Below are 17,155 nucleotides of genomic sequence, written 5' to 3' on the forward strand. Positions count from 1 at the left end.
ATTTTTTCGATTCGCCGATATAATTAAAAATTCGCCGATAAAGTGGTGCGATTCGCCGATATAATTGAAAATCCGCCGATAAACTGAAGAAATTCGCCGATAAAACAAATGAACTCGCGAAAAAAGTAGTTATTTCGTTTCAATGGTTAACGATTCATCTGATTTATTGTAAATAATCCGATTTTTCTCCGTCACAACAAGTCCCATGTTTCCTTCTTGATCTTTCAGAATCGCATTCCCACTTAACGAATGAAATTCCGGGGAACTTGTATCTATTCCAGTTACAATAATGGCTGTAGACTCCCCGTTATGGATACGATAGAGAACGTTCCTGTCCTTATACTCAAGGAGCTTCTCATTGGGGTTTTGTCCCATTTCATTCGATAGTCCACGCAAATCATGTTTAATATTCTCTTCTTTTGCATTAATATAGGCTAAATAAAATTGATACGAATGGCTGAAAACAGTTGGGGTGATGGGTAATATCCCGCTCATTTTCACACTTTTCGTATCATCTACATGGTTAGCGAGGGTTATATTCTTTTGATCGGTATACCCGATCGTACCGTCATCTAATTGGACTTTAAAAAGTTGACCCACTTCTTCTAACACCATTACTTTTTTAGAAAAATCTAACGATAAAAGGGGATTTTTTTGTTCAACCTCTTTAAATAGCGCACTATTATTTTCGTTGATAAACCCTTCCTGATGGATAGGCCTACCTTCTTTTTGAACGGGCTGCGAGGTTTTCTTCACCTTGACCGGCTTCTCTACTTTTGCGGCGATCGTTGCAGCCGGATCTACACCATCTTGCACCATCATATAAGCACTAACCAGCAAACAGAGAAATAATACGGTTAAAATAGCATTTTTCCCCAGACCACTAGAATCCTTTTTCTTCTTTTTTTCAGACTCGCCTTGTAACTCTAATGAAGCACCTTCTATGCTGTCACTCTTATCAGAAGGAATGAATTGTTTGGCCATCATTTCTCTTTTATATTTTTTCTGTTCGTCCGCATTAAGACCTCGGTACCAGGAAATATATTCCTTATATTCCCTTATTACCTTTCCAATCCCTCCGTAACTCTGGACTTTCCCGTGATGCAGCCACATCGCTTTATCACAGAAAGACCGCACTTGTGAGATGGAATGGCTAATAAAGAAAATGGTCTTTCCCTGTTTCTTGAACTCCTCCATTTTCGTTAAACATTTTTCATAAAATGTTTCATCTCCAACGGAAAGAGCTTCGTCAATAATGAGAATATCGGGATCCGTATGAACAGATATCGCAAAACCTAATCTCGACTTCATCCCACTTGAATAGTTCTTTACCGGCTGCCTAATGAAATCGCCGATATCAGCAAATTCCATGATTTTCGGTGTGATTTCTTCAATGCTTTCTTTCGATAAACCATGCATCAGGCATTTTAATTCGATATTATCTAAACCTGTCAGGTTAATATTCAATCCCGCGGAAATGGCAATGAGCGATGTCTCACCATTAATGGTGATCTCGCCGGATGTAGCCGGCATCACCTGCGCTAATAAATTAGACAGTGTTGATTTCCCAGATCCATTTACACCGATAATTCCAATCGTCTCTCCTTCATACACTTCAAATGAGATATCGCTAAGCGCATAGAAGGTTTTATTCTTTTTCTTTTTCGATGCAACCAAATCTACTAATTTATCAAATTTACCCTCATAAAGAGTATAGGTTTTTGCTACATTTTTAAAAATAACTTTTGGCTTCATTAAATAAGCCTCCGATTAAATATAATCTACAAATTTAGTACGAAATTTAACATGCATAAAAGAACCAAGGAATAATATAAATAGCGTCATACTCCAAAAATAAGCCGTATAGGTTACGTCAGTAAAGAACCATCTGCCGCCTAAAAAGGTATCTCTAAATCCCTCAATCAAGTAAAAGATCGGATTTAACTTTAGGATATTCACATAGAAGGCTGGCAGATTATCCATTTTCCATACAATTGGCAGGAGAAAAAATACCATTCTTATACCTGATTGAAGGATGAGCTGAAAATCTCGAAAAATAATCGAGATCGTAGAAAATAATAAACTGACAGCAAATAGAAAGGCATACAAACAAAGTAAATAATACGGAAGCTGGAGCAGATAAAGCCCCGCGTTAATTTTATTCACTACCAATAAAACCACTAGGATCAACATCATCGTAAAAAAATTAAAGCTATTTGTAACCAGACTAGTTGTTGGTAAACTACTGACTGGAAATTTCATTTTTGAAACTAAATTCACTCTATTATAAATACTATTAGACCCTTGTAATATGGAAGGCGCTATAAAAAACCATGGAATTAATCCTAGTAAAAGCCAAACCAGAAAAGGAGTGTCTCCTACCGGAGATCCCTTTCTGATTCCAAAGCCAAACACAAACCAATACAACGCTATTTGAAGGGCTGGGTTTAAAAATTGCCAAAACCACCCTAAATAGTGTAATTGATATCGGCTTTTCATATCATAGATGGCCAGTCTAATGATAAGGTGAACATTTTTCACTTGTTCATTTATTATTTGTAAGACAAATTTCATACGGTGAGAGCTTCCTTCTTCGTTGCTTCATATAAATTACCGAAATTCAAGTATTCAACATCAGATGGAACCCTTTTTACGATATTTTTTGTATCAAAGATTCTTTTATTTGCCATCCCTTGAAGTTCGTATGCTTGTAATTCTCTAAATTCGTTGTGATCTGTTAAGACAACGATTAAATCAGATCCGGCTACAGCCTCGTTTATATCTTCAATAACAAAATCTTCCTTAACGTGTGGATCATGAGCACGCACGTCGTATTTTCCTTCTGTTTTTAACATATGGAAAATCTCCATTGCTGGGCTTTCACGAATATCGTCTACATTTCCTTTATAGGTTAAACCAAATACTGTAACGGTTTTCCCACTTACATTCTCCATCAATGTATGGATGTTTTCTACCACAAACTCAGGCATGGACGTATTCGTTGTTCTTGCTAGATTAATGATTTTCGCTTGTTCCGGTGCTTTCGCGACAATAAAGTATGGGTCAACTGCTAAGCAATGGCCTCCCACCCCTGGTCCCGGTGTATGAAGATTCACACGTGGATGCTTGTTCGCCATTTCAATCACATCAAGTGTGTTAATTTCTAATTCGTTACATACTTTTGTTAATTCGTTCGCTAAGGCGATGTTTACATCACGGAACGTATTTTCCATTAACTTTGACATTTCAGCTGTTCTTGCGTTTGTTTTAATAATTTCACCTTTAACGAATGTGCTGTAAACCATCGCACCCGCTTCCGTACATTCTGGGGTAACACCGCCGACAATACGGTTGTTATAAATTAATTCATGGAGAATTTGGCCTGGCAGAACCCGCTCAGGACAATGAACAAGGAAGACATCCTTCCCAATAACCAAACCTGCTTCTTCCACGAGTGGTTTTACATGATCATCCATACTTCTTGGGGCAATCGTAGATTCAACAATGATTACATTCCCCTTTTTCACATGTGGAAGAACCGATTTTACACCGCTCAATACGTAGCTAAGGTCACATGATTTATATACATCATCATGGTTCGGTGTTGGCACCGAAATAATAAATGCATCCGCTTCTTCTGCTGTTAATGATGCTCTAAATGTCCCTTTTGCTAGTACTTCTTCCAATGCTTCCTGTAACCCAGGCTCTTCAATGTGAATGTGACCGCCATTTAATGAAGCAATGACTTCCGGCTTAACATCAACACCTACTACGTCTACATTATGTTTTGCAAACATGATGGAAGTTGGAAGACCAATATATCCTAGACCAATTGTACAAAGTTTCATTCTGAACACCTTACCTTTTTTTTATTTTATGATCATTTTTGTTGTATTCTTTGCCGTCTGCCCGCCAAATTTATCTCTTACATACACTCTCACAAAATACTCACCGCTCGAATCTACCTCGTGTTCTAGCGCTGCATTTCTTGTATAGGAATATCTTTTAATGACTTCATTATCTTTATAAACATAATAGGCAAATGTAAGCCCTACACCGCTTGTGACAGATTCCACTTTAATATTTTTTCTATCTTCAGAAGATATGGAAACCTTCATGATCTTTAGCGGTGTTTCTTGCGGCAGCACATCCGTTTTCCCATCTAATGGAATGCCTAGAATTTGCTTCGCTTTGCCTAACAAATAATAAGGGAAATAGATTTTCAATTCATCATGGTTCACTCCGTCAGAAGTTTTTAAATCTACTTTATACCCTCTGTTGACCAATATAGTATGTAAAGGTAAAACATGATTCTTATAGTGGTGATCCTCTTTGCCGACAAATAGATGAATATCTGGCGAAACATCGCATGGCTGATTCAGGACATGTAACAACATTCCATCCAAGAAATACCCATCTGATTCCGCTGAGCCACCCGCAATATATTCAGCAATGTTTGGGTGATTGGCTTGCTCCAATAAGAAAGATCCCAGTTTACTTTGTGGCCCTCCCGCAATGACATGGCCAAAATAATACTTAATGCCATAATAAAGGGCTGTAAATCCACCTTTTGATGATCCAAGTGCGGTAACATTTTCAGATAAAATCTTATTCTGCCTCATGATATAGTGGATGAGAGAAATCACGGATGTCTCGATACTAAAATCTCTATTTTTCCCCAAATAATAGGAACCTTGGTCGCCAAAATCGTCGAGAATAAAGAGCTTGTTCACCGGTAAATCTTTCAATGTATTCATATAGTTATATAAATAGCTATACTTTGGTCCTAGGGCAGAGAAAATAACAAATAATTGATCTTTATGACTTTCAGATGTAGCAGATTCAAAATGGTACCGCAAGCTTCTAAACGAAGGGAATTCCTTTTCCATCGCAAACGGCGCCTGTTTTCGAACCGGTACATTGAACTCAACTAATCTAAATTCTGTCGTACATTGAATGTTGTCACCGCTTATATCTACTTCCAACGTTGTCAGCATTTCCTTTGCTTCCATTTTCGGAAACTTCCATCCTAAAATGCTTGGCTCTGTTTGTCCTTTCACAGACCGAATGCTAATCGGAGTCGAAGTGGTTATCTCTATTTCCATTACTTTTTCATCCTGGCGAAATAGCTCTACTATTCGATCTCTTAGATGAACCTTTATTTCAGGTGCTACGTGCCATAGAAGCTTGTATTCGTGTTTGTTGTCCGATGTCACGTAATCGTTCACTAGGACAGCATTACTTTGATGATTGAATTTGACATTCCGTTGATGCTCTACACCTTCAAAGCGCTTATTCACACCTGTCACTTCACTAACATCATCTGCTGTATAATAGTCTGTGAAATGAACCTTGTCGTATTGGCCATCCGTGCGCGGCAACCCTTTACCATCTACAATTAACGTATTATGAGCAAATGAAGAATAGGCGTATTTGGTAAAAGGATCCTGATAATTATATCCATTGGGTCCAGCTTCCGTTATAATTTCGCCGCCGGAAAAGATGGTCAAATTCAAGTCATCACTGTGCTTGTGATAATTGGCATGATAAGCAGCTGAAAACAATACATACGTGGCCTTGTCTTTTTTTGCCCAATCATCGCGAAAAATCGCATATCCTGCCTTTGGGAAAACCTTCACATTCTCCTTTGGCTGCCTACCTTGTTTACCTGAGGAGACGGCATATTTATAGGATTCACTATCATATAGTTTGGCGTAGCTTGAATTGCTAACAGGCATTGCCTCCGTATCACACATCGGCGGGAACGTCCCATCTGGACGAATAATATGGGTAGAATATTCCTCAGATTTGTTAAATAGTAGAAAAAATTCATGGCTGATGTCTGGATTGATTTCGTCGAGCCAGAATAGTAACTTCTTCATATTTGAGGCAACAAGCATATGATAGTTAGGCGAGTGTTCCTTATGAACTCCATCCTTTGTATACACGTCGAAGAAATAGTCCTTTAAACGGGTAACAGCCAGATCAATATACTTTTGGCAAATACGATTCTTTTTATCATTGAAGTAAATAGAAAACAGTAAAAGCGAGATATCCTGGAACATTCCATGGTTTGTATTTGTGGAATGGAAATCCTCATCAGCCAGTAATGCCGCAGTTTCCCACATTCTTGTTTCAAGTTTCTTAAGGTCTTTAACTGATATGATGTTTCTGGCAAAAATGTAAAACCTTAAGAAATACTGCAGACGAATGGCTGTGGTTTCGTCGTGATAGGCCATTGTTTCTTTATTCTTTTTATAGGAATGCTTGTCCAGCCAGTCATTGATTAATTCCATCCCTTTATCGATATACTTCGTGTCTTCCGTTGTTTGAAAAGCATCCGTAAGGCAGCCTAAAAAGGTAAAGCCATGTAAAAGTCGTTCAAAACTGCGGGAACGTTGATCATTCCAGTTCATTACTGTTGGAAATGTAACGACTCCAAACGGTGGCAGCGTATACGCGTTATTTTCCACCATGTTGTTTGCTGAAAGTAAAGAATCCTTGTTTCTGCTTTTCGGGAGAGCTTGAAGAATGGCATTCAACCTTTCGGCAGTTAAATAGGAAGGAATAAATATATTCACAACTACCCTCCTCCTTTGATCATTTTACTAGAATAATAGGATGTTACCTGCAACCCCCTTTTCCAGTTATTTGGATAATAATTCTTCGATTAAATCTACCCATTCTTTGCCGATTTTTTCGATATCGAATCGCTGATTGACAAAGCTTTTTGCTTTTTGACGGACCTCTTCCTTTTGTTTAGCACCCATTTCATTGAATTCCAGAACACGATTGACAATGGCATTCGTATTTTCGAGTAGGATCTCTTGGTTATAGATCGTGTCGCTGCCATCCCATTTTAAAATTAATGGAATCGCACCGGACGCCATCCCTTCACTTGGTGCTAAATGAAAGCTTTCAAAATCACTTGTGGAAAGAACAAAACCGATCTTTTGCAGCCACTCATCAACCTCGCCAAATCCATCAAAAGCAACAGCATTCTTCCAAGGAGCTTGTTCGATTCTGTGGAATTGCTCTTCATAATAGTCTCTTTCCTCATCTTTTTTCCAAAGCCAAGGATATTCCTGCGGCAGCTTTCCCTTCACAAACAGCTTATAACGCTTATCTTTAGCCCATAATGCTTCTAAAACATCCAAGGCCACATCTAGCCGTTTCATCTTTGGAGCGATCCCAATGATTCCCAAGTGGAAATTTGATTCTGCTGTTTTGGGCTTGTCTAACTTTTTCGCATCCAACACGTTGTAAATCATGTGTGTCTTTTCACGAGGAAGTTTAAAGACACGATAAAATTCCTCATATACATATGGAGAGATGGCAATCAAGGCATCCATATTCTCCATCGTAAATTGCTGCGGATACGCTGTATCTAATTCTTGCCTGTGCATCCGGACGATTAGTTTTTGATGCGGACGTTTGTGGGCGGAATACCAAACCGCATTCCCTAGCCCCCACTCACAAACAATGATATCTGCCCAATCGAGGTACTCTTTGCTGGACTTCTCATCATGAACATGATGACCCGCCCATTGATCCAAGCGAATGTCGAAACGATTCGTTTTCTCTAAATAGTCAATAATCAATTGCGCAAATTTTAAATCGTGTCCTGCAAAAACCATTTTCACTTTACTCATTTATATCAAGCCTCATATTTGAATTTGTTTGATCATTTCCCTATCAATTTGCTGTTTGTCGTTGTTTTTAAACGCATTGGATACATAATTGTATTTGTCATTACTAAACAGCTGCTTTCCATATTTTAAGTAGGAAGCAAAATCAGAACCGTTTTCTACTTTTTCCAGAACCGTTTCAAGGGATTCCTTCGAAAACACTTCTGTCTTCACAATGGCTGCAGCAGGTCTTAACGACGTTACAAATTCATACTCATGATGATGATTTTGTTCACGTAAAGATTGGACTTTCGCATCGTATTCGTAATAGGTACTTTTTCCGATAAAATCGCTATCTGTAAAGGTTGTTGCCAGCATCAAATCCGACAAATAATGTTCTCCGTAATAATCATGGATATCAAAATAAGTCATATACGGTGTATCAATCCATTCCAACATATTTTGATATTTATGCATGTAGCTCCTAATGAAGGTTTTAACCGATTTCGTATTATATTTACGGAATAACTCAAGGTAACCATCAAATGTATCTACTAACATATAAAGCTCTTTAGACTCATACTGTTGGCTAGTAAACTGTTCCAGCACTCTAAAGAACTCCTGTTTAGAATGAATGAGTGCAATAACCGTTACTTTTGGAAGCTGATAGGTGACAGGCAGTCCGACCATCTCACAAATAAATTTCAATCTTTCTGTATACGTGTGTTTGCTAAGTACCTCACGAATTCCCAGCATCGATTTCTGTCTGTACTCTTTTTCATCGTTCAGCAAGACACGAAAGGCCTGGTCAATTTCCTGCTCGTTTTCCGAAATATTGATCAAATCGCCAAATATCACTTCAACCCCCTTCGCATAGGTACTGATCGTCGGTGTCCCGCAAGCAAGACCCTCGAATACCCGGCGGGAGAACATCGTTGGTGAGTCCTTTACGGTGTTGACATTGATCATCACTTTATAGCCTTTATAGGCTTTATCGATTTCATAATACTTTAGACTTCCCTTGATATTTTCATTAAATCGCTCAGGGAACATATGATTTGGCATGAGGCCTTTTAAGTTTTTCTCATAATTCCGGTCATAAATATCTAAGCCATATTTCGCAGCACAATTTAACACCCGATCCATATCTCTTGCACGATCCTCATGATGACGATAATAGGATCCAGCGAAGCATGCCTTGTTTTCCCGCTCATCTACAATTTTGATGGGGTTGTGAATGGCAGGCTGCGCAGCAAAAGGTAAGGCGTAAACTTGTTCATGCCCTGCAAGTTCTTTATAGTTTGGTATCATCCTTTCATCTGTCGTAAAGATATAATCAAACTTGACGGCTGTTTTAATAAAACGATTAAAATGAACTGGGTCTTCCTTGTTCCAAAAAACAGTCGGAATATTGTTCTCATTACACCATTTGATCAAGCTAAACAATGGCTTCATATTCTCTTCGCCATAATAGCCTACAAGTTTGTTCCAGCTGCCGCCATTCCCAACCCATGCAGATTCAACCATCAGTAAATCTGGTTTATTACTCGTTAATGTTTCAAGCCAATTAGTAGGAGTAAAGGTGATTAACTCACATTCTTCTGCAAAAGAGGCAGTAGTGAACACATCAAAGATCACAGCCATCTTTAACTTTTTAAGTGGCTTTGGCTTCACCAGCTGCAATTCATACGGTTCACGATTGCTTACAAATTTCCTGCGGTCTGTGTCTGGCTGTACCATCATTTCTTTGATTGTAAACTGTTCTAATTTTATTTTGCCTGTTCCGCCAATTCTTAAGGCAAGACGGATATCCGTTGTTTCAGGATGAAATCTGAACGTATTTTCCGTGTTTAACCGGAATTGGTAGACTTCCCCCTTCAATTCACCCATATACTCCACTACCATCGGTATGAACTGTACATCTTCTGGAACCGTTGCATTTAGGACCACTTCATATACTGCGTCCTTTTTTATCGACAACAGGTGTGAAATAGGCGGGATGCTATAACTATTGTTTTTCTCCTTATAAGAAGCATAGCCTCTTTTATCGCCAGCAGTTGAATCTATCAGTAATCCGTCTTCTTGATCTTGTAGAGTGAGCAATTTGTTTGAAGGAAACCAATTTTCCTTATTCAGCTCAACCGTTACTTCATTGGTGATTTCAATCTTTTTCTCATTCAAGTGAACACTTACCTCTTGAAATAACCCCGTTCCGTTTACCCTCAAAGCGAATTTAACATCTGTCACATCTGCACTAAAGCTGATGATTGACAGCTGATGAAACGGAACTTGTTTCAGACTGATCCTTTTCCCGTTTTTATAGCAATGGATAAATAGTTCAAGGTTCACATTCCCGTAAGTTTCTGCAGTCGGATGAATTTCATAATAATGCTTTACCTTAGGCACCAATAATGTTTCATTTGGCCTTTCATTTAATTCGCTGTCATCCAAATACGATAAATAACGATATTGTTTGGCCTCAAGCTTGGATTCAAAACAATTGGCTTCACTATGTACCAAGATTTTATTATCTTGAAATAAACCATAAAGATTGGATTTATCGATGTTAAAAACATAATCAAACTTAGGAAAGCTTGAAATAGCTGCTTTCAATTTATTTGGAAGCCAGTAGCCTACTCCAGAAATGGCAACAGTGGAAAGCGTCAATGTCCCAGTTCCCTGAACTCTAATAGCTAGCCTGATATTTTTCGCTTCTTGATCAGGCATAATCAATCTTTTATGGTTCAGATCTACTTGATGTGTATCGATTTTTTCATTGTTTTCGTTATAAAAAACGACAAATAGCTTCACATCAAGCTGAGCATCTTTTTGCCCCTCAAATAGAATTCGGAATGTTCCGTCTTCTGTTATTGCAATAGGGTTTTGGGGAGTTCCGGAAAAAGCACTATTTGCTTCCTTATGTGGTAAGTAGATATGTTTGCCCTTTTCTAAATCAATATAAAAGGAAGAATTGTCGCGATTAAAAGATACATTTTTTTCAACCGGCATATACCAATTCGTATGTTCAATACGTGAAAATGAAGCCTTTTCGACAGAGTCTTGTCCCCAAACAACGATATCTCCAATTTGAATCGCATCGATTTTAAATGTCCCACTTCCTGCTATTTTCACTGCCAGGCGGACTCCGTTGATTCCATTGGGTATGGTCATTTTCATTTCCTCATTAAAAGGAATGACTTGATCCACAACTCGATTACCATTTTGAAAAAAGATCGCAAATAATGAAATCGAAACATCCTTGTCCTTTTGCCCTTTGATTGAAACACGGTAGGTTTCTCCTGTTTGTAGGTTTAAATCAGCATGTTCCGGGCTGATCGAAAACTTTGTATTCTGTTCTTTATACGATAAATAGATATGTTTGCCTTTTGGCAGTTCCGAATAAAAGGTGTTCGTTTCCTGATCGAATGTAATAGGAGCATTTGCTTGTTTATACCAGCCTGAGCTCCCAATTTCCTCCACTGTTTTTCTTTCAAATTGTGTCATCTGGGTTTGATTCAACCATGTTCTCGTTTTATTTATTTGTTCCACCTTTTTGCTAATACTACTAATCATGTATTCTTTACTCCTTTTACATTCGCTTTATTACCTATGTTCTTTCGTATTTCCCAGTATTTAACGGTCAATTTCCCCAGAACCGAATTTCTAATAGAGTTATATCGTTTTTCTAATGCCTGATATTTTCTTTGGAGTTTTTCATAATCGTGTAATTCTGCTTCACGCGTATCTAATTGTACTCGCAGCTCTTTTTTTAGCAGCTCAATCTCAGTTTGCAGCCTTTGATTTTCCTGCTCTAACATAAAGGTTTCTTGGGCTTTCCTTTTGCCATCAACCACTGTATAGTCCTCCTTTTATTCTTCCGATCATTCATGATGTATGTTCAGGTTGAAGGCCATTACTGACCTTCATTTTTATGAAGTTTGTTCATCATTGAACAAACCTTTATCAAATTTTCTCAGAGACGTCCTTAACGGAAGAACTATACAATGTTTGATGTGTATGGTGATAAACGCTTAAGAAAATATCCTTTTCATTTTCCCAATTGTATTTTTTACTTGCGTTATAGGAGTTCGCTTGCAACTCTTGATGCTTATTCTGGTTTCGTAACAGCCCATTTACTCCTTCTGCTATTGATGCTGGATCGTGAGAATCGACGCATACTCCTGTGCTGTCACCCTCTACTACTCTTTTAATTTCTGGAAAATCACAAGCCACTACCGGAACTCCAGCCATCATATATTCAAACAATTTATTTGAAGAGGCTGAGTAATGATTGAAACACACATTGTTTAATACTTGAAAACCTATATACGCATTTCTTGTATACTTTGGCAGCTCAGCAAGCGGTACTTTCGGCAGGAACTTCACTCGATCATCAAGCTTCATTTCTTTTACTGTCGCTTGCAGTTCCTTTTTTATTTTACCGTCGCCAATTAATACCAGGACTCCCTCATTAAAAAGCGGAGCAGCTTTCACTAACTTATCTAAACCGCGGCCAGTTTGAATTCCGCCTTGATACAGCAGGATTTTTTCATCTCTTGGAATGTTTAAAATTTCATGCAAATCGACTTTTTCGCCGTTATTATTGATTTGTTTGAACGGATAGTTATGAACAACACTTGGATAAAATCCGTACAATTCTTCGTTATAGGCTGCTCTCGTATGATTTTCAACCATCATATCATCAATTTTTTTAATTAAAAACCCTTCTAATTTCCCATAAGCCGAACTGTGATATCCTGTACGGCTCGTTTGTACTTCATGGGAATCATATATCAATTTTTTTCGTTTCAAGCGCCATTTGGAGGAAATATACCCCTGTGTTAGTGTATTTAGATCATTCGAATGATAGATATCATAGTCTTTTCTATAGCCCATTAGAATCATACGGAGAATCAGACTTCCTCTCACCCAGACAATGTTAAGTTTTGTTTTCAACATTATTACAGCCAATACAGTTAAAATAGAAAACAGCACCGGTACGGTATAAATCAAACATCCCCATACACATAATAAAAAGGCTCCAAACAATTTATGTTGTAAGGAGTACCTGTAACCTTTCTGGATTAATTCTAATAAAACTGGATATCTTCTAAGTCGATATACCCTAAAGTTTTCGTTTCTTTGTTCAAATCTTGGGAGTGAAGCATCCTTTGGATCATGGATACACACTAAATCGACTTCATACGCTGCTTCAGATAATGCGGTACATTCCCGCAATACCCTAGCATCGTTTGTGAAGTGATTCCATACGAACATGCACACTTTTTTCGCCATCTTCTGCATCCTTCCTTTGCTGAGGGTACTTGGTTCCACTCATGTATTCTACTAAACTAGCAATATTAATCTCCCAATTAAATTCATTAAGAATAAGTTCCTGCGCTTTTCGGGACATTTGTGTTCTTACTTGATCGTTATCTAACAGCTTGACGAGTTGCGCCACTATTTGTTGTGGGTCGCTGTTATTTATGGCTATTCCAACCCCTTCATTATTGATTAAATCTTTAGAATATCCATCCACCACCCCAAGGATTGGAACTCCGCATGTCATATAATCAATCATTTTTCCAGGCAGAACCGTTTTAAAGACTTCTTTATCTTTTAAGGTCACTAATCCTACATCATGTTCGGCAATAATGGTAAAGCATTGCTTTTTCGTCATTGGTTTAATAAATTTTACATTCTTATAACTTTTAATTGAATCTACAAGCTGTTTCCTATGTACTCCATAACCAATAATCGTTAGCTGAATGTCCCGCTCAGCTAAAAGAGGGACGAGTTGATGAATGATTTCTGTATTTTGTGCAAGCCCAAGATTACCGGCATAAATTAATTTTCTTGTCCCCTTTTTCCTTTTCATCGGAGCTAGTTCTTCTTTGACTACCCCATTAGGAATGAAGAGGAGTTTTGTGTCTTGAATTCCTGCTTTCCTTTGAATGTACTCTTTAAAACCCATACTATTGATGACGATTTTGTCGGATTTTTTATATAGAATTGTTTCTAAAGCACCAAAGAATTTCAGAATGAGGTCATGATCAAATACTCCTACCCCTTTTAACGATTCAGGCCATAAATCCCGTATATCTAAAATAAGCTTTGTTTTGTATCGATATTTAGCAAAAAGACCTACTAATCCCGTGAAAATTGGGGGTGAGGTAACAAAAACATAATCATATTTCTGTTTATCCCGAAGAATCAGCCATATAAACTTGAACGCAATTTCCAAATAATAAAATAAGCGATTCAATATCCGATTTGAATATTTTCTGCTGCTAATTTTAATTCTTTTAATGTGAGTAGGATCGTGATTCAATGACTCCTCATCCCAAAATTCTTCATTTTGATAAATCTTCTTATTTGGATATGAAGGTTCAGTAGTGAGAACCGTTACATCAAAATCATGTTTCCCTAACTGTGTATATAGGTGTTTAATGCGGTTGGCATGACTCCCTATTTCCGGGTAAAACTGCTGCGAAATAATTAATACACGTTTCACTTCCATCACCCCTTTTGGTTCCTATTGTCCCTAAAAAAAAATACCTAATGAAAATATAAGGGCTTTTACACTTATCCTTTCATTAGATATCTGAGTTACTAAAATGAGCGAGATAGGTGTTCCTGTGACATACTATTCCGGTAATAACTAAATAAAGCATGCCAGTAGGTTTTTAGAACCTGGATCATTATCTGCAATGATCACTCTAAGGTCTTTCATTTAAACCAGTTTATCCTTTTTTCAACAGAGAATAAATGCGACGAATGGCGGGTTTTACGTGTTGAACATGGTATTACTTTAATCAAAGTGGGGCTTTGAATAGACATGAAAACACTCCCTAAGCTGTTTGCTAAGGGAGTGTTTTATTGGGTTCACTCTCCAGTTTGATAGTCTACATTATCACCCAAATACACTACCATAGTACCCATCCTTTTCTACCACAGCTTAAAGCTAATTCTTTTTGGGTTTCCAACAATTCCATATTCGCTACCATCAATTTGTCCACAACAAAGATCCCCAATTGGTGAAAAATCCCCATCTGGCAACCTTAACACTACCATCCTTATTAATCAGGATTTTTTTATAAGAATTTCCCTTAAAAAAATGTCCTTCCCCTGGGGAAAGAACATTATATTTCTTTTGCAATTTCTTTTCTATTTGGAGCTAGAGGTGGTTGTTCTAACCATTTATTTTGTACCATCAAATCAAACCATTTTTTTGTAACCATAAGGTTTTTCAGAATAGTTCCTTCATAAGCGGCTACAAGGTCTGTCCGTATCGCTGAGGCTAAACCCGCCCCATGATAATTTTGTGCAGCTTGAAACAAAAATCCAATATGATAAAGCATGAGCTTATCGGAAAAAGGAGAATCCGCTGAAGTTGTTACTTCTGTTTCCCACGATTTCGGAACTGGTAAATTATCAGACTGCATTATTTTGGTAAATGATTTTATTTGTCCATCTGATGTTTTCTCAGTGTCCATTAAAAACTTTCTTACTTCTTTTGTTTGAGCGACTTGGCTGAATGCGATAGAAAGGGTTTTAGCCATAATACTCTTTTTAAGGTTCAAAGAAATACTGATGATTTCTGTTGCAGCTAAACGCCGCCCTTTTCCAAAAAAACCATCGGTAAAATCTTGACTAGATACATATTCAGGGTTATTAGCAGGATAAAACAAAGGATCTCTTTGAAAACTTCCTTTTTCAAGTAATAACTCAATGGTTTGATGATACATTTTTTTCGCATCATTATCGCATGAATCGTAAAAGTCCCTTAAGTCTTTTCTAACCGATACAGCTAATGAAGTGCTGTGTCCCAGCAAACCATGTAAGGTCATAATATGTAAATAATTCAAGCAAAATATATCTGTGAATAATCTCTGTTTCCCTTTATAGAGGTCGGATTCAGTAAATCCAATTGGAACTGGAAACCCCTCCTTCTCCATAAAAGTTACGATTTGCTGCTTTTGTTTTTCAAACATTTTAAGGGCATCCTCAAAAATGGCTTTAATTGCCTCGTCCTCAATAATAGAGACCATGTATCTATTAACCACATCTGTCATTGTACCGTTCACATACTCTCCCCATAGTGTTCCTATTTCAGAAGATGTGAGCTTTAATTTATTCTCATCCACATTTATCACCTCTTGTATATTATTTACCAATCCAACAAAAGGTATGTGTTTGTTAAAAGATGAAGCAGGGGACGGTTCTTCTTCTGCTTCATTGATGTCAGTAATTATTTGATTTCCAACTAAGCATTACATACTATTTATACATACTAAACCAGGGTGAAAGGTTCATCTAATGGAATTTATGGGTGGCAAAATGACGAGTAGAGGCCAAATTACAATTGCAAAGAATTGAGAGACAAATTAAATGTAGGAGAAGGAGGTCAGTTATAATTCTCAGATGGGATGGAATTGAGCCTGTAAAAGGAAAATTACTAGGTGAGGGTTTAGGATATAAATTATTTGTAAATATCTCCACGGGGGCCAAGATCTAATACAATAATAATTAAAGTATTATTTTGGATTCGGTACAATAAACGGAGGGATCCAATACGTATTCGAAAATCATCATGTTCAGATCCTTCTAACGGTTTTACATTTGGAATTGCATAAGGATTTTCTCGAAGTTGATTTATAACATCTTTGACTTTATTCTTTAACTTAGCTGGTAATTTCTCATAGTATTTAGCGGCTGGTTTCCTTATTTTCACTTTATATTCAGGCATGAAGATCATCCCAATCCAGCAAATCATCATTATCAATATCCACTTCCGCTTGTTTTAATATCTTTTTTTCTTTTTCAGTTAGTGGAGAATTATCAGCTTCTACAACAATCTCCTTTTCGTTGTTCTTTTCAATAACAACACGAATAAGATCATACACGAGTTTAGTATCCTTCTCACTTACAAGGTCCACTAGTAAATGAAGATCCTCTTTTCGAATACTCATATTATCACCTCTTGAATAGATTTGTTTACCATTATTATACACAATAAAGTATTCGTTGATAAGTTTGTTGAACAGGGAACACGGCGCCGCAATTTCCTACAATTTGTGATCGACATCACTTACATAATTAAAGACACTCAAATGAGTGCCTTTAGAATAATTTAACGAGAATAACTATCACAAGTATCCATATTGGTATTGATATTAAAATTCCCCACAAACATCCTTTTGGAAAAGAAAGTTTTTTCTCATTTAACATCATTCAAAGCCAATTTCCTTTGTTTTGCCTCTAACCTTTTACTTTCATACCATTCGACAATTTTTTGTTCCTTTGCCGTTAAGTATCCACATTTACTTCTAGGTGCATTTTTTCTCAAGTTTTTTCTATTCATGTTCTCCTCCAAAGGATCGTACGGAGGTCTTAGTATTCGGTAACTGGCAAGCATAGTCCATAGACCTTAGCCCCTATAGTTTTGCGTAACCATCTTTCAATGGTGCTGCCCTTTCGTACGATTGTTTTTTTCTATTTGTTTAGTATTAAAAACTTTTTACCAT

General features: G+C 37.3%; 13 protein-coding genes and 1 riboswitch. All 13 genes read right to left on the reverse strand.

Translation table 11 applies throughout. The features are described from left to right. Positions 1–129: 129 nt before the first annotated feature. Positions 130–1,755 (reverse strand): teichoic acids export ABC transporter ATP-binding subunit TagH, encoded by a 1,626-nt coding sequence (gene tagH / locus BABA_RS14910; protein ID WP_007086036.1) that lies wholly within the window; start codon positions 1,753–1,755, stop codon positions 130–132. A 15-nt stretch (positions 1,756–1,770) separates the two neighbouring features. Beyond that, positions 1,771–2,574, reverse strand: a complete 804-nt coding sequence (locus BABA_RS14915; RefSeq protein WP_007086037.1) for an ABC transporter permease — start codon at positions 2,572–2,574, stop codon at positions 1,771–1,773. Beyond that, positions 2,571–3,848 carry a nucleotide sugar dehydrogenase gene (locus BABA_RS14920; RefSeq protein WP_007086038.1) on the reverse strand — a complete coding sequence of 426 codons (1,278 nt, stop codon included), beginning with the start codon at positions 3,846–3,848 and terminating at the stop codon, positions 2,571–2,573. Before BABA_RS14920 ends, BABA_RS14915 begins: the two co-directional genes overlap by 4 nt. A gap of 21 nt (positions 3,849–3,869) precedes the next feature. After that, complete coding sequence (locus BABA_RS14925) at positions 3,870–6,581, reverse strand: heparinase II/III family protein (protein WP_007086039.1); 2,712 nt, start codon at positions 6,579–6,581, stop codon at positions 3,870–3,872. 66 nt (positions 6,582–6,647) lie between these two features. Then, entirely contained in the window at positions 6,648–7,652 is a 1,005-nt protein-coding gene (locus BABA_RS14930; RefSeq protein WP_007086040.1) for a glycosyltransferase family 4 protein, read from the reverse strand. A 12-nt stretch (positions 7,653–7,664) separates the two neighbouring features. Beyond that, positions 7,665–11,201, reverse strand: coding sequence for a CgeB family protein (locus BABA_RS14935; protein ID WP_007086041.1), 3,537 nt, complete (start codon positions 11,199–11,201; stop codon positions 7,665–7,667). Then, a complete protein-coding gene (locus BABA_RS14940) occupies positions 11,198–11,482 on the reverse strand; it encodes a hypothetical protein (RefSeq protein WP_007086042.1) in 285 nt (94 codons plus the stop codon). Before BABA_RS14940 ends, BABA_RS14935 begins: the two co-directional genes overlap by 4 nt. Positions 11,483–11,591: 109 nt before the next feature. Continuing rightward, the gene (locus BABA_RS14945) at positions 11,592–12,923 is read right to left on the reverse strand and encodes a glycosyltransferase (protein WP_007086043.1); all 1,332 of its coding nucleotides are present in this window, start codon (positions 12,921–12,923) and stop codon (positions 11,592–11,594) included. After that, a complete protein-coding gene (locus tag BABA_RS14950; RefSeq protein WP_007086044.1) occupies positions 12,871–14,142 on the reverse strand; it encodes a glycosyltransferase family 4 protein in 1,272 nt (423 codons plus the stop codon). Before BABA_RS14950 ends, BABA_RS14945 begins: the two co-directional genes overlap by 53 nt. 628 nt (positions 14,143–14,770) lie before the next feature. Continuing rightward, complete coding sequence (locus tag BABA_RS14955; RefSeq protein ID WP_007086045.1) at positions 14,771–15,775, reverse strand: DUF3231 family protein; 1,005 nt, start codon at positions 15,773–15,775, stop codon at positions 14,771–14,773. 335 nt (positions 15,776–16,110) lie between these two features. Next, a complete protein-coding gene (locus tag BABA_RS14960; RefSeq protein ID WP_007086046.1) occupies positions 16,111–16,377 on the reverse strand; it encodes a type II toxin-antitoxin system RelE family toxin in 267 nt (88 codons plus the stop codon). Beyond that, entirely contained in the window at positions 16,370–16,600 is a 231-nt protein-coding gene (locus tag BABA_RS14965) for a hypothetical protein (protein WP_007086047.1), read from the reverse strand. The genes BABA_RS14960 and BABA_RS14965 overlap by 8 nt, the downstream gene beginning before the upstream one ends. A gap of 248 nt (positions 16,601–16,848) precedes the next feature. After that, positions 16,849–16,992 (reverse strand): hypothetical protein, encoded by a 144-nt coding sequence (locus tag BABA_RS27365; protein WP_157273203.1) that lies wholly within the window; start codon positions 16,990–16,992, stop codon positions 16,849–16,851. 35 nt (positions 16,993–17,027) lie between these two features. Next, positions 17,028–17,112: riboswitch (cyclic di-GMP riboswitch) on the reverse strand. Positions 17,113–17,155: the final 43 nt, after the last annotated feature.

The organism is Neobacillus bataviensis LMG 21833 (genome assembly GCF_000307875.1).
Classification (GTDB): Bacteria; Bacillota; Bacilli; order Bacillales; family Cytobacillaceae; genus Neobacillus; species Neobacillus bataviensis.